Origin of the sequence: Colwellia sp. D2M02 (assembly GCF_018860755.1) — a bacterium.
Lineage (GTDB): Bacteria > Pseudomonadota > Gammaproteobacteria > Enterobacterales > Alteromonadaceae > Colwellia > Colwellia asteriadis.
Genome location: NZ_JAHKPW010000067.1, coordinates 1 through 23,472, shown reverse-complemented (window position 1 = coordinate 23,472; position 23,472 = coordinate 1). Strand labels below are relative to the sequence as shown.

General features: G+C 38.5%; 16 protein-coding genes and 1 pseudogene. 1 reads left to right on the top strand and 16 read right to left on the bottom strand.

Annotation, left to right across the window (positions count from 1 at the left end; all coding sequences use genetic code 11):
* Positions 1–198 precede the first annotated feature (198 nt).
* From KO495_RS12450 to prpC, 16 genes are all read right to left on the bottom strand, one after another.
* Positions 199–2,514 (bottom strand): MMPL family transporter, encoded by a 2,316-nt coding sequence (locus KO495_RS12450; protein WP_215980736.1) that lies wholly within the window; start codon positions 2,512–2,514, stop codon positions 199–201.
* Between the two features lie 108 nt (positions 2,515–2,622).
* A complete protein-coding gene (locus KO495_RS12445; RefSeq protein ID WP_215980735.1) occupies positions 2,623–3,663 on the bottom strand; it encodes a YCF48-related protein in 1,041 nt (346 codons plus the stop codon).
* A gap of 110 nt (positions 3,664–3,773) precedes the next feature.
* Positions 3,774–5,135 carry a DUF1329 domain-containing protein gene (locus tag KO495_RS12440; protein WP_215980737.1) on the bottom strand — a complete coding sequence of 454 codons (1,362 nt, stop codon included), beginning with the start codon at positions 5,133–5,135 and terminating at the stop codon, positions 3,774–3,776.
* A gap of 41 nt (positions 5,136–5,176) precedes the next feature.
* Entirely contained in the window at positions 5,177–7,270 is a 2,094-nt protein-coding gene (locus tag KO495_RS12435; protein ID WP_215980734.1) for a DUF1302 domain-containing protein, read from the bottom strand.
* Between the two features lie 366 nt (positions 7,271–7,636).
* Complete coding sequence (locus tag KO495_RS12430) at positions 7,637–7,852, bottom strand: DUF2835 domain-containing protein (protein ID WP_215980733.1); 216 nt, start codon at positions 7,850–7,852, stop codon at positions 7,637–7,639.
* Between the two features lie 68 nt (positions 7,853–7,920).
* Positions 7,921–10,518, bottom strand: coding sequence for an aminopeptidase N (pepN, locus tag KO495_RS12425; RefSeq protein ID WP_215980732.1), 2,598 nt, complete (start codon positions 10,516–10,518; stop codon positions 7,921–7,923).
* Between the two features lie 168 nt (positions 10,519–10,686).
* On the bottom strand, positions 10,687–12,144 hold the full coding sequence (gene nhaC, locus KO495_RS12420; RefSeq protein WP_215980731.1) for a Na+/H+ antiporter NhaC: 1,458 nt from the start codon (positions 12,142–12,144) through the stop codon (positions 10,687–10,689).
* 156 nt (positions 12,145–12,300) lie between these two features.
* Entirely contained in the window at positions 12,301–14,352 is a 2,052-nt protein-coding gene (prc, locus tag KO495_RS12415) for a carboxy terminal-processing peptidase (RefSeq protein ID WP_215980730.1), read from the bottom strand.
* Between the two features lie 103 nt (positions 14,353–14,455).
* Complete coding sequence (gene proQ / locus KO495_RS12410) at positions 14,456–15,103, bottom strand: RNA chaperone ProQ (RefSeq protein WP_215980729.1); 648 nt, start codon at positions 15,101–15,103, stop codon at positions 14,456–14,458.
* Between the two features lie 69 nt (positions 15,104–15,172).
* On the bottom strand, positions 15,173–15,460 hold the full coding sequence (locus KO495_RS12405) for a hypothetical protein (protein ID WP_215980728.1): 288 nt from the start codon (positions 15,458–15,460) through the stop codon (positions 15,173–15,175).
* A 49-nt stretch (positions 15,461–15,509) separates the two neighbouring features.
* Positions 15,510–15,977: a GAF domain-containing protein gene (locus KO495_RS12400; RefSeq protein WP_215980727.1), complete on the bottom strand. Its 468-nt coding sequence runs from the start codon at positions 15,975–15,977 to the stop codon at positions 15,510–15,512.
* Between the two features lie 127 nt (positions 15,978–16,104).
* The gene (locus tag KO495_RS12395) at positions 16,105–16,881 is read right to left on the bottom strand and encodes an SIMPL domain-containing protein (RefSeq protein ID WP_215980726.1); all 777 of its coding nucleotides are present in this window, start codon (positions 16,879–16,881) and stop codon (positions 16,105–16,107) included.
* Positions 16,882–16,906: 25 nt separating this feature from the next.
* A complete protein-coding gene (locus KO495_RS12390; protein ID WP_215980725.1) occupies positions 16,907–17,578 on the bottom strand; it encodes a DUF2057 family protein in 672 nt (223 codons plus the stop codon).
* Positions 17,579–17,795: 217 nt separating this feature from the next.
* Positions 17,796–19,040, bottom strand: a complete 1,245-nt coding sequence (gene prpF / locus KO495_RS12385) for a 2-methylaconitate cis-trans isomerase PrpF (protein WP_215980724.1) — start codon at positions 19,038–19,040, stop codon at positions 17,796–17,798.
* Between the two features lie 66 nt (positions 19,041–19,106).
* Entirely contained in the window at positions 19,107–21,770 is a 2,664-nt protein-coding gene (gene acnD / locus KO495_RS12380; protein ID WP_215980723.1) for a Fe/S-dependent 2-methylisocitrate dehydratase AcnD, read from the bottom strand.
* Between the two features lie 118 nt (positions 21,771–21,888).
* Positions 21,889–23,034 carry a 2-methylcitrate synthase gene (gene prpC, locus KO495_RS12375; protein WP_215980722.1) on the bottom strand — a complete coding sequence of 382 codons (1,146 nt, stop codon included), beginning with the start codon at positions 23,032–23,034 and terminating at the stop codon, positions 21,889–21,891.
* Positions 23,035–23,255: 221 nt separating this feature from the next.
* Here prpC and KO495_RS17550 point away from each other — a divergent pair.
* Positions 23,256–23,447 (top strand): annotated as a pseudogene (locus KO495_RS17550) (hypothetical protein).
* Positions 23,448–23,472: the final 25 nt, after the last annotated feature.

Here is a 23,472-nt window from a genome sequence, read left to right as displayed (position 1 = left end):
AGGCTCTGCCTTGTATAAACCCCCAACAAAAAGCGGCAAAAAAAATCTCGAAAGATCAACAGCCCCTAGTCCAAACAGAGTTAACACAACATATTTCCTTGTACGGATTAAAAAGCCCTATTCCTTGTACGGATTAAAAAGCCCTATTTACGTGTAAATAAGGCTTTTAAATACCTTCAGTAACAAGTAATAAGTAAATCATTTACTAGCTTTATTAGCCGGCCACAAGAAGGCCGCTAACGCAGGTAAAACAATAATCGCGGCCAGCATATTCACTAAGAACATAAAGGTTAACAGTATTCCCATATCAACTTGGAATTTCAAATCCGAGAAGAACCACGTGGATACGCCTATAGCTAAGGTTATTCCCGTAATTAATACTGCGCTACCTCGCTCTTTTAAAGCCGATAAGTACGCACTATGGACACTGGCACCGGCTTTGAGTTGGGCGCTCATCGTTGATAAAATATAAATACCATAATCGACACCAATACCAACCCCCAAAGCAATAACGGGTAATGTAGAAACCGTTAAACCAATATCAAGCACTGTCATTAACCATTGTGCAAGCGTGGAAACAACATAAAGCGGTAGTACCACAACAATGGTAGCTCTGACACTTCTAAAGCTAATCAAACATAAAAGAATAACCGCGCCATATACATATAACATCATAGGTATTTGAGCTTGCGCTACAGCTTCGTTTGTTGCAGCCATTACTCCAACAGGGCCAGACGCTAATTTAAACTCTATAGCCTCATTATTTAATTCACTTGCTGCAAGTTTTACCGCATCAACAACACGGTCAATCGTTTCAGCTTTATGATCTTCTAAAAAAAGAATAACCGGCATAACACTACAGTTATTATTTAACAAGCCACTTGATGAAGGAATACGTGCAATTGATTGTACTAAGGTTTGCTGATTACGCGGTATTACACGCCACTTAGGATTGCCCTCGTTGTAACCCGCATTCACTAATTTTGAAATTGATGCCAAGCTTACCGCAGATTGCACTCCTGCAATGTTTTGCATTTGCCATTGAAACTTATCTATCGTCGCCATGGTGTTATAACTTGTACAAGCATCGGGTGTTGTTTCAACAATAACAGACATATAATCAACGCTGATCGCGTATTTATCGGTAATTAAAAATGTATCTTGGTTATAGCGAGAAGTTTCATGCAATGCAGGAGCCCCAGCATGTAGCTCACCAATTTTTAAGTTATTACCTTGATAAAAACCAATAACATAAAGGATAGCCGTAAACAGAAGAATAACCGAGGCAATCTTTCTTGTTGAAAAAGAAGCAACGACTTGCCAAAAAACACTTTCTTCAGATAACTGCCCTACTTTAGCCTTAGGCGATATGTTCATGTAAGACACTAATATAGGCAGTAAAATAAGGTTGGTTAAAATAATCATGGCTACGCCAATAGAGGCGGTAATAGCTAACTCACGAATAATACCAATATCGATTGAAAGTAAGGTTAAAAAGCCAACAGTATCCGATAATAATGCTATACCACCTGGTATTAATAAGGCCCTAAAACTCGCTTGAGCCGCCGCTTTAGTTGTTAGCCCTTTGCCAATTTTTTTCACCACTGCATTGATCATTTGTACGCCATGGCTAACACCAATAGCAAAAACAAGAAATGGAATTAAAATAGACATAGGGTCTAAACCAAACCCTAAACTTGATAACATACCCATTTGCCAAATAACGGCAATGAGTGAACAAGTAATAGGAAGTAGCGTTAATCTTATTGAATGAGAGAAAAGGTAAACCATCACCGCTGTAATGGCGATAGCTATAGCAAAGAATAGCACTACACCTTTAGCACCATTTGCCACATCACCAACCATTTTAGCAAAACCGATAATATGAACACTAATATTTTCATTTTCAAAGGTTTGTCTAACATCTTGCTCAAGTTGCTCTGATATTTTTAAAATATCTAATTTTTCACCAGTATCTGGGTTAATTTCAAGTAATGCCGCTTTAACCATGGCACAACTGTAATCATCAGAAACAATACTGCCAACAATACCCGCTTTTTCAATATTCCCTTTAACCGTAGCTAAACCTTGTTTAGTTGCTTGAAAATCAGCAGGAATAACAGGTCCGCCAGCAAAACCGTCTTCCACTATTTCAACAAAGCGAGTACTTGGAGAAAAAACGGATTTAACTTGAATACGATCAACACCAGGAATAAAAAACAATTTATCGTGTACACCTTTTAGCGTATCAAAAAAGCGCTCATTAAAAATGTCTCCTTCACTATCACAGACAGAAATAAGAATATTATTAGCGCCGCCAAAATTGGCACTGTGCTTCATATACGTTTTCATATAACTATGGTTTAACGGTATGTTCTTAGTAAAAGAGGCATCGAGCCTTATTTGTGTCGCTTGAAAAAATAGAAAAGTACTCATGATGATAAATAACATCAACACAAAAATTCGGTGACGGAATAAGTTAATTTCAAGTAAAGATGAGAGCGATTTTTTCATATTATTATTTTCCAAACAAAATCATGACTGATGACGGTTAATCGTCTTTATCTAGCCGATGAAATCAAATATCGATGAGCTAAGTAAGTAAAGCGTACTTAGTGTGACTTACTTTGACGGTAACTTGAGTGCTTTTACACCCACTTCGGATACGGCGATGAGTTTATTTTTAAACCAAACTCCAGCAATTAGTGCTTTCCCGTCACTTTGAATACGAGAGCTGAAATTTTCACCGTCATCAAGGCTCATCAGTACTGTACCGTTATTACCTAAAATAAACATATCGGCGTTATCACCAAAAACAATATCATTAAGTAACGCGGTGGTGCCTGAAGTAACTTGTTGCCATTGAGCACCATTTTGAATACCCCGAAAAATATTGCCCCGTAAACCAACCACCAATAAATTTCCCGCTTTAGTGCGCCCTAAATCAAAAAAAGAACCTCGGTAAATTTCATCAAAACGCTGCCAAGTTAAGCCAAAATCATTACTCTTGGCTAACAGCCCTACTTCACCTAATAAGAATAATGTGCGTCCATCAGCAACCAGACGATTGAAGTGCGGTAAAATATAAGAAATCTCATCAAGGTAAGCGGTTTCATCTTCAGCTTTAAGCTCATTTAAATAATCTTTATCATCAGGAGATAAAAACTCTTGATGAAACTCATTTTGCCAGCTTTGACCACCATCAAGTGTTCTTAATACTAAGCCATATGCGCCAATAGCAACCCCTTCTAGTGGGCTTTTAAATAACACATCCAATAATGGTTTTTCTAGCTCGGGTTGAAAGTGTTGTACTTGCCAATTATTACCGCCATCAGTAGTGTGCAATATAGTAGCATCGTGGCCAACTGCCCAACCAAGCTGTTCATTATAAAAAGTAACACTAGTTAGTGTTGTTTGCACGGGGACATTAGCTTGTTGCCATTGTTCACCGTCACTAGATGTTAAAATATGTCCGTATTCGCCTACTGCAACAACTTTATCATCAGATACTTTTTCAATATCGAGCAATAATGATTGGCTTGCCAGTGCTGATTTAACTGAGGCATTGCCTGAGAGGTTTGTGCTAATAAATACGGTGGGTGTTGCATAAGCGCACAATGGTATAAAACATAGGCTAATGAGAGCAACAAGGAAACGCTTCATATAATAACTCGATTAATTTAAACAATGCACTGGTGAACGTTAATAAAAGTTCAGCAGCTTTAGTGGGTAACTAAAAACGGCTGATAGTTGTCAGCCGTTTTAAAGAGTGCTTACCTGCGACCTTCACGTCTTAATGCAGCTGGTGTGAAGTCTCGTTCATTTAACTCTTGCGAGAAGTCATACATTTTAGCTTCATTATCTAACCCTAAGGCAATATAACGGCGTGACTGGATATCATGATATACATCTAATGTTGACCAATGCGTTGGCACTTCATAGTAGTTAATTGTATGAGAAATACCTACACGGTAAAGCTCATCACGATTATCGTATATATCGGTAACAGCCACTTGCCAGCTATCTTCATCAATATAGAAAACACGCTTTTTATAAGTATGACGCGTATTTTCTTTTAAGTTAGCTTCAACAACCCATACACGGTGCTTTTCATAGCGTACTAAGTCTTGGTTAATATGACCTGGTTGTAAAATGTCATCATATTTAACTTTATCACTGTGTAAACGGTAATCATTATAAGGAATTAATAACTCTTGCTTACCCTTTAGCGTCCAGTTATAACGATTCGGCGCACCATTAAACATATCAAGATCGTCATTCGTTCTTAAACCATCTGATGCTGTACCTGGAGAATCATACGCTACGTTTGGAGCACGGCGTACACGGCGTTGGCCTGTATTATAAGTCCAAGCTTGGCGTGGTGTTTTAATTTGATCCATCGTTTCATGAACAAGCAAAGCGGTACCTGCTAGGCGGGCTGGCTCTGAAATAGTTTGCTTAAACTTAAACAAAATATTTGTTTCTTGAAGCTGCTCAGGTGAAGCGCCTTTAACATTATAAGGTAATAATAGGGTCTCACTTAAACCAACATAAGTATAATCACCTGAGGCGGTCGGTGCTGCTTGCCCCCCTTGACGTACTACACTTTCACCACGGTAACGCAGAGTGTGGTTCCAAATAGCTTCTAAGCCATTCGCTGGAACAGGAAACGGAATTCCCACAGCCGCATTTTTAATACCATTACCACCTTCAACCAGTTCAGCTTTTGTGGCATTCGTTTCAACCGCTTGATAAACATGCTCAGGATAAGAAGCACTACGGCGTGTTTGGTAAACATTCATCTTGAATGTTTCTGGATAAGTTTCAAATAACTTGATTTGTCCTGGCGTTAATAACGCTTTATGTTCAGCAAGGTTACTTGCTGTAATGGTATAAGCGATTTTATCATCTGGATAAGGGTCAAGATGATGATCGCCAGCCGTATATCCCGTAGGAAGTTCAGTAATACCACCTTGCCACGCAGGAATAGAGCCATCAGCATTACCCGCACGAACAGCGCCCATTGGTGTAAGCTCTTTAGATAACTGCTGAGCTTGCTCCGGAGTAATTTTAGCAAAAGCATTACCACTTAAGGCAACAGAAATAGCAACCGACAGTAAAGGGAGCCTAGCCATAGTAGATTTAATTATAGTTTTCATTTAATAAGCTCCTAGTCTTATATAGAGTATTTGATGTTGAAAGAAACGTAGTCGCGATCTTCCATTTGGTTGGTTGTTCCCACACCACCAAAGAAGCCGTTATAAGATAAGTCGGCAGACCAACGACTCTGATAATCAAACGTTACACCTAGCGATACTGATTTTCTATCTTCAATAAACATAAACAGTGGATCAGGTGTTATACCTTTAACATCGTGAGCAAAAATAATTTTTGGTGACATATTAATACCAGCAATCACGTTGGTATAATCAAGTTTAGCAACAGCGCGATAACCCCAGGCAAATTCTGTTGGGAATGGGTTAGTTTCTACGCCATCTTGCAGAGCTAGGTTTAAACCTGGGCTACTAGCAATGCCACCACTTCTTGCTGTGCCAGGACCATTTAAGCGTAATGTCTCTTCTGAAGGCATATCATTAATATTAATACCGCCAACTTCAACAACACCAACAAACTGGCTAGCGCCTAACGTAGGACCAAAAAGGTGAGTTAACGTCATTTGTGCTTGTACCGTATCAGACAATACAAAGCCATTCGCTGAAACACCTGAGCCAAAAGGCTGTCCTGTAGCAGGGTCAACCATTTGTGAAACGCCATTTAATGCATCACCTTTGGAAATATTTGGCTCGGCATTATAAAGTTGTTGTGCCGTCGCGGCAAAAAGCAACTCTACATCGTCAATTTGAAACGGCTCATCTTGTCGATAACTTACTTCACCGGCAACAGCTGTTGTACCAACCGTAGTATTAAAGCTCATCGCATACATTTTAATGTCTTCAGGATAAACCAGCTCTACACGTGAGAAGCTCTTTAAATCGTCATAATTATCTTCAGTAATTTCATTCGTTGCCAAATAACCTAAATCACTGGCAATAGTGGCACCATTATAATCGGCTGTAACACCAGAAAATATTGGTCTGCGACTGTGATAATTTACATGGTACAAGCTAATTTCTGTATCGTTTAGCTCAGGTAAAAACCAAGATAAACGCACACCGTATTGCCCACCATCTTCAGGTTTCTTTTCAGCTTTACTGCCCGGAGCCCTTAACGTTAAGTTACCTGAGTACGCAAGATACATAGCTCCAGCTTGTTCAGTTGTAATGGCTCCACTTCTAACAGCCGCCCCTAAATCATTTAAACCTGAAATAAGAAAGTCTAAGTCCATGTCAGGATTACCACCAAAACCTAACTGAACATTATTATATTGACCACCGTCACCAGCAAAATCATTGGTTGAGAAATAGCTACCCGGTGGTGGTAATACTGTTTTTTCCCAAGTGTATTGATAAAACATTTCAACGTTAAAGTTTTCAGTAACGCCCAAAGATCCCCATAAGGCACCAAAAGGAATAAATGCTTCTTTTAGCTCTGCGCCAGGGGCACGTAAACGCGCAATATCTACTGGGTTAATTTCACTAATACCGTGAGAAATAAGTGTGCTTTCCCCCCAGCTAATAACTTGATTACCCACACGAACAGAAAGTGGCATTTCACCTATATCAAAGTCACCATAAGCATAAGCATCTAACAAACGGATGTCGCGACAAACTTGCTCTTTAGCTTCACCATCACGACAAGGGTCATAAACATTACCTGTAATAGGGTTAGACCAAGCACGATCATCATCCATCATTGCCATATCATAGTAATACATACCACGAACAAAAATACCAAAGCCTTGATAATGAATATCTAAATCATGGCTACCTTTGAGCATTTTCGAAAAGCTCTCACCAGCGTTGTAATTTAAATTACCATTATCACCGTTAGTTGAGTAGCCACCGGCACCTTGAGCCCAAACAGTGTTTTTTGATGGTTCAAAAGCAGGGTTTACCAGGGAGTAATTAGAGAAGTCTAAACCGTTTTGTGCATTATTCGATTTACCTACGTTATCGTTCCAGTTTCTATCTTCTACACGCCAACTTGAGCCAACACTAAAAGTAGAGTCGAAACTAATTTCTACATCACCGACCTCAAATAATGCAGCATTTACGGTACTTACTGTTGCTAGTGACGTTAAAGAAAAAGCTGCAGCAATGCCAACAGCTAAAGGTTTTTTTATAAACCTATTACGAGGGTTGTGTGTCATGTAATGTCTCCCCTATCCCAATTTATTTGTGCTTAAGCACTCTAAGTCGTTATTGTTTTAATACTAGTTAACTTTTTATTTATGGTAACCATCAAGGTGGTTTACGCAATAATTGCATCATTTAACTATGGTAGCAAGCGTAAAAATAACAACTAACTCGCTGTATTTAAATGAATTGCGTTCTATTTAAGCATAATTTCCTGCAAATGTTTTAAACTCTTGTTTTATTATTTTTTTCACGTACCAATTAATAATAGAGTAAGTTCATGAAATAACACTTATTTACTTACTCTATTAACAATATCATCGCATTTCCATGGTCAGACCACTGTTTTAAGCTATTACTCTAAGTTTATTTCAAATAGCTTAAGAAATTTTCGTTAACGCTAGAAATTTATTGTTTTGTGTTTCTAAACAAAAATAACCTTTAATGCCGATACTTGTTACATGTTGTCGTAAGTGCATAGCTGGAAACTGCACCCTAACGCCTGTGGTTGTAGTTGCTACAATTGATTCAACATGTCCTTGATAGTAAGGTAAAAAATCATATGCCGACATATTAATTGTAAAGTAATACTTCATTAGGTAATTTTCTATTCTATAGATTAGTCCAAATCCGCTAAGGCAGTAAGTTAGCTACATTGCCTGGCTTATTCACATAATGCTGCATCAAGCTTTTCTTTAAGATCATTTGATAAGTTACTCAAGCCTTGAATCTTCAATAAATTATCTCTCATCATATTTTGATGCGCAGGTGCAAAGTTTTTAAACTGTATTAACGGTGTAATTAAACGCGATGCGACTTGTGGGTTTATAGCGTTTAACGCCATAACTTGTTCAGTTAAGAATTGATAGCCTCGACCCGTTTTACAATGAAAGTTTTCTGGGTTATTCATCGCAAATGCACCAATTAAAGACCGTGCTCTGTTGGGGTTTTTGAGCGTAAATAATGTGTGTGAAAGCAATTGATTAAGCTGTTCAAATATATCGCTACTGACTTGACTTGCCATTAGCGCAAACCATTTATCCATCACTAAAGTCGTTGATTGCCAGCGACTTTCAAAGTCACTCATTTGTGAGCTAAAGTTATTCAAGCTATATTTAGCACTGCAATCTAACGCTGCTAATGTGTCTGTCATATTAGCATTATCAATACTCTCCGTTGCTTGTATATATTGCTCTTTAGCTAAATATTGATACTTTTCTAGAGTACCTAAATATTGCAAACAAATATTCTTTAAAGCGCGATTCGCAACATCATCAACCAGCTCTTTATTAAGTAAACGGGCCTGATAACACGCAAATAACTCATCTTGTAGGCCGTGAGCAATAAAGGCAGTTAACTTTTTCAGCGCTTTAACTAATGCAATAGGGTCAACTTCGGCAATTAAGCCAGCGGCTTCATCAAAACTTGGCAAGACCAATTGTTCTGCAATGAAGGCATGATCACTGTCACTATGTAAAATATTTTTAAAGGCAACTAATAAATCATTAGGTAAAGTAAAGCTCTTATCTAACGTTAGTTGCTGAACATACGACATTAATAAGCGCTGCCCTGCGTCCCAGCGACAGAAGCTATTATTCGCATGACTAATCAGTTTTAATAGCTCACTTTCACTTTGACTATAATCTAATTTAACTGGCGCAGAAAAGTCAGCTAATAAGGCTAATGTTGGTTTACTGTCTACATTATCAAATACCCAACTTTGCTCTGTTTGCGTTAATTCGAGTAAGTAACTTTGTGTTTCATTCGGTGCATCACTTACTAGTTCTATTTTCATTGGAATGTGTAATGCTTGAGGATGTGGTTGGTTGACGCTTGTAGGTGACTTCTGTGTTAACGTTAATGTATATTTTTTGGTAACGTTATCATACGACTCATTAACACCAACAATAGGCGTGCCTGACTGAGAGTACCAACGCTTAAACTGTGTTAAATCTTTTTCGCTAGCATCAGCCATCGCATTAATAAAATCGTCACAAGTAACCGCCATACCATCATAACGCGCAAAGTATAAGTCCATTCCTTTTCTGAAGTTATTGACGCCAAGTAAGGTATGTAACATACGGATAACTTCAGAGCCTTTTTCATACACAGTCAATGTATAGAAATTATTCATCTCTAATACTTTTTCAGGACGAATAGGATGCGCCATTGGCCCTGCATCTTCAGCAAATTGCTGTGATCGTAAAACTCTAACGTTTTGAATACGGGTAACAGCACTTGAGTGCATATCAGCACTAAATTGTTGATCACGAAATACCGTCAACCCCTCTTTCAGGCTTAATTGGAACCAATCTCTACAAGTAACTCGATTTCCCGTCCAGTTATGAAAATATTCATGGGCAATAACCGCTTCAATATTAAAGTAATCATTATCGGTAGCACAATGATGATCGGCAAGTACAAACTTAGAGTTAAAAACATTTAAGCCTTTATTTTCCATTGCCCCCATATTGAAAAAATCAACGGCAACTATCATATAAATATCTAAGTCATACTCTAAACCAAAGGTTTCTTCATCCCACTGCATTGATTTTTTTAGTGATATCATTGCATGTTGCGCTTTAGATAAATTGCCTTTATCAACAAAAATCTCTAAAGCAACATTTCGACCTGACATTGTCTTATAACTATCACTCAACACATCAAAATCACCTGCCACTAACGCAAATAAGTAACACGGTTTTGGGTACGGGTCATGCCAAGTGACAAAGTGTTTACCATCGGCTAAATCACCGCTATCAACCTTATTACCGTTAGATAACAATTGTGGATATAAATTTTTATCCGCAATAACTTTTGTTGTAAACGTTGCCATGACATCAGGTCTATCTAAGTAGTAACTAATACGGCGAAAACCTTCAGCCTCACATTGAGTACAAAAAGCATTACCCGACTTAAACAGCCCTTCTAAAGCAGTATTTTCTAATGGATTAATTTCAGTCGTTATTTGCAAAGTAAAGTGTTTAGCTTGCGGTAATGAGCTGGCAGGAATAATTAATAACGTGTCTGTTAACTGATATTGCTCACGAGTAAGAGCCTGATTATTCACTACAACAGCAGTTAAAATTAAGTGTTCACCGTTAAGAGCAAGATCCGCTGGCTCTTGCTCTTGGCGTTCAATATCTAACTCACTGTGTACTTGACTACAAGTGTCATCAAGGTTAACGGTTAAATTAACCGTGTTAATAGTAAAAACAGGCGCAGCGTAATCGGCTAAAAAACGTGGTGATGTATCAGTCATTAAAGTGCCTTAATAAGTGAAGAATGTGAGAGTATAATAGCTTGTATATCAATAATGTACGATAAGCCATTTATTGCTAAGCTACAATAAATAGCTTAGCAATATTAATGTTTGAATTATAATACGGAAGTTTAGTATTTAAAACTTATTGACCATTAACGCTGTGGTTTAAGATGCAGTTTTTACCGCAAGCTTTTTAATATTAAAGCCAATAAAGCCATAAATTACCGCTAAAATAGGGTTTAGCCAGTTAAAGAAACAATAAAAGAGGTAATCAAGTGGGTTAACCAATAGCACACCAGACATATATACCGCGCAGGTATTCCATGGAATTAACGGTGAGGTAATCGTTGCAGAGTCTTCTAATGTTCTACTTAGTACGAGGGGATCTAAACCACGACGTTTATACTCTTCTTTATACATACGGCCAGGCATAACGATTGCCATATATTGATCCGCTGTAATTAAGTTAGTGCCAATACAAGTAGCTACAGTACTAGCAATTAAACTGCCGGTAGATTTAGCGGCTGATAATATCGCTTCAACGAATTTTTTCAACATACCTAAATGCTCAAGCACAGCACCAAAGCTTAAGGCACACATAATTAACCAAACAGTGTTAAGCATGCTAGACATACCACCACCGCTTAATAACTTATTTAACTCATCATTACCTGTTTCAATACTAACCCCATCAAACAAGGTACTCCAAACAACCACAATATTAGCCGCCAATTCATCGCTACCGTTAGCAGCTAAACGCATAATCAACTCTTGTTGAAATAATATCGCCCATAACCCACCAATTAACGCCCCAATAGACACAGCAGGGAAAGCAGGCATTTTTTTAATAGCTAACGTTAAAAGTACAATAAGTGGAATTAAATTGAAAAATGAAATATCAAACTGTTGCGCTAGTTGTTTACTTAACAACTCAATACTATCGTTATTTGCGCTTGAGGTCTCAGTTAAGCCGAGAATTAAAAACAAAACAATCGCGGTACCAATTGATGGGATGGTAGTCCAAAACATATAACGAATATGAGCAAACAACTCACTACCTGCTATTGCTGGGGCTAAGTTAGTTGTTTCTGATAAAGGGGATATTTTATCACCAAAGTAAGCACCAGAAATAACAGCACCCGCAGTAATTTCTGGTGATAGCCCTAAGCCTTGTGCAATACCGATCAACGCTACACCTATAGTCGCAGCGGTTGTCCAAGAACTGCCTATACTCATTGATACTATGCCACAAATAATACATGCCGCGGCATAGAACCAACTAGGATCAAGTATCTGTAATCCATAATAGATCATGGTGGGTACAGTGCCTGACAATAACCAAGTTCCTATTAATGCACCAACCGCCAGTAAAATAAGAACCGCGCCAAGAGATAATGAAATCCCCTTGATAATGGCTTGCTCTATCGCGGCCCATGTATGCCCATTTTTTATGCCAATAACTACCGCTACGCCCATAGCAATTAATAGAGCTATTTGGTTGGGGCCGTAAGATGAATTGTCACCAAAATAAAATACCGCGAGTGTCAGCAGCCCTATCATAGTGATAACAGGGATAGAAGCATCAAGCATGCTTGGTGATTTAGGGGGGTTTAACTCAGACATAAAGTGTATAACCTAATTATTATAATTTTAAGACAATAGATTTGACTATGGGGAGCAATAACTACTTCGCATAAGTTTCAATCTAATTGTTGTAATATACTTTGTTACTGCATCAATAAAGCCGCCTCTTGGGCGGCTTTATTTAATATGATACGACTATTTTTTGGCAACTTTTCCCAAAGAAATAAAATCGAAAGTGATTCGAGCGGTTTCATCTAAAAATGGATCTAGATCTTCTAGTTCATCATCTAAATCATCAAGCTTAGCAATTTTTTCTTTACCTAAACTCACTAGCTGCTCGTTCACACGTATTAAACGTTTAACTTTACGCTCTTCACGCTCTGTTTTTCGCTGCTCTAAATTTAAGGAAACTGTTTTATCATCTTTTTCTGCTTTGTACTCGCTAATATCATCAAGCAGATATTTAAACTCTCGATTACTCTTAATACGCTCTTGGTATTGAGCGGTTAAATAAGCAATATCTTGCGATAATTCATGCAATGGCGTGTATTGTGCTTTTTTAATCTGATCCCAAGGCAATGCGTTTTCTTCTTTACTCTCACCCCAATCTTCAGGGTCTACTGCTGTAGGGAAAGCAATATCAGGTAGAACGCCACGGTGTTGCGTACTACCGCCATTAATACGATAAAACTTGGCAATGGTATATTGAATACTGCCAAACGGTTTTTCGTATAAGTCATAAACGCGACCTAAACCACGGTGCTGTTGAACAGTGCCTTTACCAAAGGTATGCTCACCAACGATAACACCACGACCATAATCTTGAATTGCCGCTGAGAATATTTCTGAAGCAGAAGCACTGTAGCGATCAACCATAACCGTTAACGGGCCATCAAAATAGCTAACTCCATCTCTGTCACGATTTACTACAATGCGATTGGCGCCATCTCTAATTTGTACCACAGGGCCTTTATCAATAAATAACCCTGTTAATAACGTCGCTTCCGTTAAGGAGCCACCACCGTTACCTCGTAAGTCGACAATAATACCTTCAACATTTTGCGCTTTGAGCTTAGTTAATTCAGCATTAACATCACGTGATAAGTGATTATAAAAACTAGGAATAGTAATAACCCCTAATTTTTTACTATCAGGCTCATTTGGGTTTTCTAAATACACTTTTGATTTAGCCGCACGGTCTTCTAGTTTAATAATATCACGAACAATAGAAACGATTTTTATATTCGCTTCATCATCAGAATCAGCGGGTAAAATTTGTAAACGTACAGTTGTGCCTTTTGAGCCTTTGATAAGCTCAACAACATCATCTAAACGCCAACCAATAACATCTTCAAATTCATCATTGCCTTGAGCAACGCCAACAATACGATCTTTTGATTTAAGTTGTTTAGATTTATCAGCCGGACCGCCAGTAACAACACGTTGGATCACAGTGTAATCTTCAACAGCGCGTAACTCTGCACCAATACCTTCAAGCTGTAAATTCATATCAACTTGAAAACGTTCGGCATTACGTGGCGATAAATATGAAGTATGTGGCTCAACAACGCGCGAAAAACTATTCATGACTAACTGAAATGCATCTTCACTTTCACTTTGCTTTAATCGCTTTATCGCATAGTTATAACGTTTAGTTAAAACTTCTCTAACTTTTGGCCACTCTTTATCGGTTAATGTTAAGTTTAAAGCGTCAGACTTTACCTTTAAGCGCCATAACTCATTAAGTTCAGCTTTATCAGCAGGCCATGGTGCATCTTCTCTATCAAATGAATAAACTTCATCTTTTGTAAAGTCAAAAGGGCTTTTTTCGCTTTCTTCACCTAATAAACTGATTGCATATTCATAGCGCTCTAAACGTCTTTGCATGTTTAAGTTATAAATATCATAAGCAGCACTAAGTTTACCGCGAGAAAAAACATTATCGAAGTTAGAGCGGTATTTTTGGATACTATTAATATCACTTAACAAGAAAATATTACGTGCATAGTCAAGTTGCTTTATAAATCGATCAAAGATTTCTGCTGAAAGGGCTTCATCAATGGCGATTTTTTTATAATGCGCTCGAGTAAATTGTGCCGTTATACGCTTACTCGCAGTAGCATGCTGACTCTCAGGAGATAAAGTTGGGAGTTCATCGGGTACTGGTGTCTTTTCAAAAGCAAAGACACTCACCGATAAACTTAACGAGATAGATACCGCAACTGCTATACGACAAAATTTTTGCATGCATTAAGCTCCAAAATAACTTCTAAAACACGATAAGAAACGAAGAAAATTAATCTGACATTTATTATTAGCTTAGCTAAATAAAATAATAAAAGTTAGTAAATTATGAGTAGATATTTTCTAATTTCGTTTTAATTATCATACCAGAGTCAAGTTGTACGCTAATATCCTGACCTGAAATTTCAGTAATACTGGCATTCATAGGCGAGTTACCAAGCTGTACTTTTACTTGACTACCTACTTTAATTGTAGCTGATTCAACAGGTTTCAATGGTGCCGCTTCTTTTTTTGCTACTGGGCGTTTAGTTTTTACTGATTTAAACTTAGCTGATTTAGCGTCAGATTGTGGTTTATCGGTCTTTGGACGCGCGGTATCGTTTGTTGGCTTTGCTGATTTTTTATCAACATTTTTTTTGTTACCAAATTTTTCCTGGCTTTCTTTTAATGTTTTGCTGGCATAATTAGCTTGTTCTTCATCAATTTCTGCAACTTCTTTGCCGTCGATATCTACACGAAAAACACCCACTTTAACTGCTTTCAAATAACGCCAGCTACTTGTGTAATGACGTAACGCTTGACGTAAACGCGTTTTACTTACGGTATCATCTTCACTTAACTTTTCAGCTAAATCTTGAAAGATCCCTATTTTAAGTGGTTTTACCGGCCCTTTGATTGAAAAACACTCAGGGAATTTTTCAGTTAAATAGGTGATAATATCTTTAGTACTTGTACGTTTAATTTCAGTTTCCATAATTACACTTTTTACAATTTTAATTTATTTTATTGATACCCACATAAATCATATTTATGTTAGTACAGGCTAATTTGACTCTTGTAGATATTGTTCACGATTCTCGATGACATGTCGACACCAATCGTAAATATCATCTGTTTCGAGCTCCGGTAATGACTCTTGGCCAATCCAAGCATCCCATACTAATTCAAGTATTTGCATGAGTACTTCGCTTTCAATATCTTCTTCTGCCAAATCGTATAACGTATGATAAATTTCATTAATACGTTCAGCTACTTCTTCTTCCTGACCATCCCAGTCACCTACAATTTCTTGGGTAACTAGGTAATCGTGAATTACTACAAACTCTTTCATTCAAATGTCGCTTAATGGTTAACAATATTCACGAACGGCATAACCGCGTTTAGGTATTACTATGGTGTTGTGCAAATGCTTCAACAATTGCCGTTAAACCTATTTCATCGTGCTCATCAAAGCGATTAAAAGCAGTGCTATCAATATCTAGCACGGCAATAATACAACCATCCACTTTAACGGGTAAAACAATCTCAGCATTACTACTTGCATCACAAGCAATATGACCATCAAATTGATGAACATCGCTAATACGTTGTACTAGCCCTGTGGCTGCACAGGTACCACAAACGCCTTTAGCAAAGGGAATACGAATACAAGCCACTTTGCCTTGAAATGGACCTAAAACAAGCTCTTCGTTAATAACACGATAAAAGCCAGCCCAATTCACTTCCTCTAAGTGCTCAAAAAGTAATGCACTTATGTTTGCCATATTCGCAATGATATCAGATTCATCACTAATAAGCGCTTTAGTTTGCGCCAATAGTGTTTGATAAAAGTCTGTTATATTTGTCATATAAATTACAATTCACCTTTAAAGCAGTGTTAGCGCCATTGAAAAGGCGCTAACATACCTAAAAAGGCGACATAATTAAAGCTTTTATCACTTAATTCACTAACTATTCACACAGATAAGCAATAATTTAAGGTTTTATCGCAAATTTCACTAAAACACTCGCACTTATTTCTTGGCTGCCCACTAACGAAGAGTAGTTAACCGACATAGATTCACTCATCATTGCCTGTGCGTAGCGAGGTTGGTAATGTCCTGAAGAAACTTCTTTCAAATAAACCAACTTACCAAGAGTTCCACCTGTTTGCGCTATCATTTTTGTCGCTTTTTGTTTAGCGTGATCAATCGCTTTCATCAATGCTTGTTGATAATAATCATCTCGCTGCTTTACTGTCATTGATAAAGCTGAAATATGGCTAACATTTAATTTTACTATTTTTGCTAAGAATTGGTCATAATCATTAATATTAGCGAAGTTAACTGTAATATAACGACTCAACTCAAAAAGCTGTATTGGTGTTTGGGTATTATTAACATTTTTTCCGTCAACAAAAACACTCCCTTGTTTACCTTGTTGTAACTCTAAACCTTGTACAGTTATTGAAGGCTTTTCTTTTATTAATCGTAAATTAACTTGTGCTGATTTAATGTCTTTTGTGGTGATACCAAGCTGTTTTGCTGCATCAATCACTAAATTCGTTTTATTATCAACAAGGGGATGTAACTTACTTGGTATACGTCCTCGCTCGGTGATTGTGAGTGATAAGCTAAATTGATCTGGTATTGCAATTACGCTACCGTTACCAACAACGTCTATGCCCTCATTGTCATCGGTATCAGCATAGGTACTGTATGAGCAAACACTCAATACTGTCAAAAGAATTAATTGATTAAAATAACGCGTCATAAATAATACCTCTTATAAAGAATAATTACTGTGTTTTGATATATCGAATGAAGTCTTGTTTTTCAGCATCCGACGCTTTTTTCCACCAATACTTTAACATAGGCAAGGTTTCAATGTGGTTAGCAACTTTGTTATTAAATGTTTGCTTTACTTCATTTTCTGTTCTTTTGAGTTCGTTATTAGTTGTACTTGCTGTTGCCACTTGTGCTGCGACATCGGGTGTATCATGTGCAGTGGTTACTGTATTAGCTGTTGGTGTTACCGGCTGACTAACTGGCTCTTGAGCAAGTGTTTTAACTGCCTGATTAACTTGCTGCGCTAGTTTATAGTCATCATATGTCAGTAACTCAAGTACGAGTGTTTGATTATTTTCATCGCTTAAAATAAGCTCGGGATTATGTGAGAATTTCTCTGCTGCCGCTAAATTTTTCACTTTAGGCGTACTTAACAACAAGGATTTCTGCTGCGATAAGGTAAATTTAGCAATGAAATAATCAGATTCAACCAAACGGTCTTCTGCAAAGTCTAAATCTTCAAAAACATCTTTATATTTCACTAATATTGCTTGTTCGCCTGAGGTGAGTTCAACCTGGCTTTTGGTTGAAAAAAAACCAACATCTAAAGGTTTATCGTTCACTGATTTAAGCACTAAATTATCGCTGATTGTTAATGTGGCTGCCGAGACAGTTAATGGCATAGCTAATGAGGCGCTTAAGCTACACGTTATGATAAAAAACGTTGTGATTAAAGTTGCCATCGTGCGGCAAAAGAAGTGAGTTACCAAAACAAAATCCCTATAAATAAATATTAGTATCCTGTTATAAACTGCCTTAAGGTGAATTAAAAGCAAAAGCGTAATTATTCACCATAAACAACCTTAACTCAGGGCGTTTAATTATACGCTTTTGATAGTATTAAAATATATCGGGTACTCTAACCCATCCTTCCATTAACACACGTGCGCTACGACTCATCATTACTTTATCAATTTGCCATTGAAGCTTTGCTTGCTCATTTACCTTAGCAGCACAGCTTGCTGTAGCAGAAACTTTTAAGGTACCAGAGGGGTGACCAAAGTTAATTGTTTTACTTGCGCTACTACTATTATGTTCAATATCTGTATCCTTATGAGTATGACTTGCTGCAATATTTACAACAGTCCCTAACACTGAAGCTGCACTAGCAATAGCCACTGCAGCAGTGCCCATCATTGCATGATGCAGTTTTCCCATAGACATTGCTCTAACTTGTAAGTCTATTTGTGACTGTTTTATTAAAACACCACTAGCACTTTCATAATCACTAGCAGGAGCAACAAAAGCAAGTTTAGGGGTATGCTGGCGCTCTTTAGCTTGTGCGAGCTTATCAATTAACCCCATTTTAAGGGCAGCATAAGCTCTTATAGCTTCAAGCTTTTCGAGCAGTGCTTCATCATTATTAACTTGCTCTTGGAGTTCATTACCACAAAGACCGAGTTCTTCAGCATTTAAAAAAACCGTAGGAATGCCAGCACTAATCATGGTGGCGGTTAGCTCACCTGTAGGAATGAGTTCAACAGGCACTTTTAATTTTTCAATAACTTTACCCGTAGGAAATAGCGCACCTTCACCATCGGCAGGATTCAAAAACTCAATGGGAACCTCTGCGGCAGGAAACGTTACCCCATCGAGCATAAAATCTCCGGTTTCTTGCACTTCACCATTACACATAGGCACATGAGCAACGATAGTTTTCCCTATGTTTTTTTGCCAAATACGCACGACAGCAATACCATCTGTCACTAACTTATCCGCAGAAATAAGTCCAGATGAAATAGCAAACGCCCCTACCGCCGCCGTTAAATTTCCACAATTACCGCTCCAGTCAACGAAAGGCTTATCAATAGCGACTTGACCAAATAAATAGTCGACATCATGGTTTACTTGGCTACTTTTTGACAAGATAACAGTTTTGCTGGTGCTCGAAGTTGCACCGCCCATACCATCAGTTTGTTTTGCATAAGGATCTGGACTACCAATAACACGTAGCAATAAAGCATCGCGTTGCGGCCCAGCAACTTGGCAAGGCAAAGGTAAGTCTGTTAATTTGAAAAACACCCCTTTACTGGTGCCACCGCGCATATAGGTTGCGGGAATTTTTAATTGAGGCAAATAAGTCATAAACCTTTTCCTTACAGTATTGGCTATTTATAGCTCATACTTAAAATAACGATTAACACACCAATACTAATGAGTTGCTTGTGATGCTAAAAAATCTTGTGCGAAGCGTTGTAATACTCCACCAGCCTGATAAATTGATAATTCTTCTGCGGTATCGAGTCTGCATTTAACTTTTACATTGACCCTTTCACCATTAGCACGTGTTATAACGAGTGTTAATGCTGAGTTCGGTGCAATATCGCCTATAATGTCAAATGTTTCAGTGCCATCAATGCTGTACGTTTTACGATTGTCACCAATACTAAATTCAACTGGTAATACCCCCATACCAACTAAATTAGTGCGATGAATACGTTCAAACCCTTGAGCAACTATCACTTCAACACCTGCTAAACGCACACCTTTTGCTGCCCAGTCACGCGATGAACCTTGCCCGTAATCTTCGCCCGCAATAATAATTAATGGCTGTTTACGTTCCATATAGGTTTCAATAGCTTCCCACATACGCATTACTTTACCTTCAGGCTCAACACGTGCTAACGAGCCTTGAATAACATCTCCGTCAGCTTTATTGTCTACTCTTACCATCTCATTAAAGAGTTTAGGGTTGGCAAATGTAGCTCGTTGTGCCGTTAAATGATCGCCTCGGTGCGTGGCATAGGAGTTAAAGTCAACCTCTGGTAAACCCATTTTCGCTAAATAGGCGCCTGCTGCGCTATCGAGTAAAATGGCATTTGAAGGAGATAAATGATCAGTCGTGATATTATCGCCCAGCACTGCTAAAGCGCGCATTCCTTGCATAGTACGCTCGCCTGCTAATGCTCCTTCCCAATATGGAGGACGACGAATATAAGTACTTTTTTCTCGCCAATTATATAAAGGTGGCGTAGTACTTGAAAGCGCATTATTAGCATCGGTAACTAATGGAAACATGGGTTCGTATACTTGACGAAATTGTTCTGGTTTAACGCTTTGTTCAATAACCGCATCAATTTCAGCGTCTGTGGGCCAAATATCTTTTAAACAAACTTTAGCCCCTTGTTCATCGTACCCTAACGCATCTTGTTCAATATCGAAACGAATGGTGCCAGCAATAGCATAAGCAACAACCAAAGGGGGCGAGGCAATAAAAGCTTGTTTGGCGTAAGGGTGAATTCGACCATCAAAGTTACGATTTCCCGATAGAACAGCTGTTGCGTATAAATCACGGTCTATAACTTGTTGTTGAATCTTAGGGTCAAGAGCGCCACTCATACCATTACAAGTGGTACAAGCAAAACCGACAATACCAAAGCCTAATTGTTCAAGTTCAGTTAATAAATTGGCTTGCTCTAAATAAAGTTGCACAGCTTTTGAACCTGGTGCTAATGACGTTTTAACCCAAGGCTTACGTGTTAGTCCTTTCGCGTTGGCATTACGTGCCAGTAGAGCTGCGGCAATAACATTACGTGGATTACTGGTATTAGTACAACTAGTAATGGCGGCAATAATACAAGCACCATCTGGCATGGTTTCAGCGCCATATTCAGCACTTTTTTCCAGGGATGATTCGACAGACGCCTGGGGCGTATCTTGCGTATGAGCAATCCCATTTAAAACTAAATCAGCGGTAGCAACACGGCGATGTGGATTTGAAGGGCCAGCAATATTACGACCAACCGCTGAAATATCAAAACGTAAAACACGTTCATACTTAGCAGCTGTCATACTATCAGCCCATAACCCGGTTGCTTTTGCATAAGCTTCAACTAATTTAACTTGGTTATCTTCTCGCCCAGTTAAGGTTAAATAGTCGATTGTTTTCTCATCAATATAAAACATACCGGCAGAGGCGCCAAACTCAGGAGTCATATTTGCTATTGTTGCTCGGTCACCTAGTGTTAAAGCACGTGCACCTTCACCATAAAACTCTAAAAAGGCAGAAACAACTTTTTCGTTACGTAAAAACTCAGTCAACGCCAAGACAATATCGGTTGCAGTAATACCTTCTTGACGTTTTCCTGTGAGTTCAACGCCAATAATATCAGGTAAACGCATATATGAGGCGCGACCTAACATTACACTTTCAGCTTCTAACCCGCCAACACCTAAGGCAATAACGCCCAATGCGTCAACATGGGGTGTATGGCTGTCTGTTCCCACTAAAGTATCAGGAAAAGCAACCCCTTCTCTGACTTGCACCACCGGTGACATTTTTTCTAAATTAATTTGATGCATAATGCCGTTACCTGGCTGAATAACATCAATATTTTTGAAAGCTTTTTTCGTCCAATTAATAAAATGGAATCGATCTTCATTACGTCTATCTTCAATGGCGCGATTTTTCTCAAGCGCTCCTTGCTCAAACCCAGCGTGCTCTACTGCTAACGAGTGATCAACAATAAGTTGAGTTGGCACGACAGGATTAACTTTTGCCGGATCGCCCCCTGCTTTACTAATAGCGTCACGCAAGCCAGCCAAATCAACCAATGCGGTTTGGCCTAATATGTCATGACAAACAACGCGAGCAGGAAACCAAGGAAAATCTAAATCACGTTTTCGCTCAATCAACTGGCTAAGGGATGCGGTTAAGCTTTCGGGATCACAGCGACGTACTAAGTTTTCTGCAAATACTTTTGAGCAATAGGGAAGCTGCTCATACGCGCCGGCTTTAATCGCGTTAACCGCTTCTTGGGTATCAAAAAAGTCGACATTAAAGCCAGGTAAAGGTTTTCGATGTTGGTAATTCATAAGGTTATCCGGTTAGTAGCTGCGCTTAGGTGCAATAACAAAAGACGATCAGAATGATAAATAGCCAAACCGTAGTTATTAATGAAAAGACCATTAATAACTACGATCAGATTTTTCGTTATCGTTCGTTGATAGGAGTTACAACGCGAGGCTCGCTACCAATATAATCAGCACTTGGGCGAATAATACGGTTATTACTGCGCTGCTCCATAACATGTGCGGCCCAACCCGTTAAGCGTGAACAAACAAATATTGGCGTAAATAATTTAGTAGGAATTCCCATATAGTTATACGTAGACGCATGGAAAAAATCGGCATTACAAAAGAGTTTCTTGGTATCCCACATATACTCTTCACAAGCTACAGAGATATCATACAAGGCCGTATTACCGTTTTCTTTTGCCAGTTTTTCAGACCATTGTTTGATAATAACATTACGTGGATCTGAGGTACGGTAGACCGCATGACCAAAGCCCATAATTTTCTCTTTACGCTCAAGCATTCCTGCCATTTGTATTTTAGCATCACTGGGTGAGCTAAATTGTTCAATCATATCCATAGCCGCTTCATTAGCACCACCGTGTAATGGCCCACGCAATGTACCAATAGCACCTGTTACACAAGAAAACATATCTGATAAGGTTGAAGCACAAACCCGTGCCGTAAATGTTGAGGCATTAAATTCATGCTCGGCATACAAAATGAGTGAAACATCCATCACACGCTGATGCTGAGCAGAGGCAGTTTCGCCTTTTAGTAATCGTAAAAAATGCCCTGCCAGTGAGTCTTCTTCTGAATGGCAGTCTATTTCAATGCCTTCATGACTATAGCGATACCAGTAACACATGATGGCAGGAAATGCCGATAATAGGCGATTAGCTGCAGTATTTTGCTGTGAAAAATCAGCTTCTGGCTCAAGATTACCTAAAAATGAACACCCCGTGCGCATAACATCCATTGGATGCGCTGATTTAGGAATACGTTGTAGCACCTCTTTTAATGCTTGCGGTAAATCACGCATTGCTTTGAGTTCAACTTTATACTGCGCTAGTTGTGCGCTATTAGGTAATTCCCCATTAAAAAGTAAATAAGCTACTTCTTCAAAAGTAGCATTTTCTGCTAAATCGGCAACATCATAACCGCAGTATGTTAAGCCTGAGCCTGACTTTCCAACAGTACACAATTTTGTTTCACCAGCACTTTGACCGCGAAGCCCTGCACCTGAGAGTTTTTTATCGGCTGTGTTCCCTGAATTATCTGACATTTTACTTTCCTCATAATTAAAATAATTAATAGCGATGTTGTATTAATAGTGTTCTTTAATACTAGTTAACGTTACTACTGGTGATTAAAATCACTCTTTTACACGTTATTTTCATCACCAATGCTCTTTTTGTTTATCTTTTACTATTGATGAGCTAGGGGCTGTTGAACTTTCGCGGTTAACTTTTGTTCGAGATAAAAGCGTTTTAATCGCGGCGAACTGTGTGTTGCCTAGTCATTCTAAGCAAATACTGTTCAACAAAGCGTAAAACGCTTTTAGCCGAATCCTTCGGACAGCGTTTGTTGGTCATTTTTACTGCGTTATCGCCTTTTTAGGTAGAATAACTACATTACAAAGGCTCTGCCTTGTATAAATACCCAACAAAAAGCTGCAAAAATAATCTCGAAAGATGAACCGCCCCTAAATACTACAACAAAG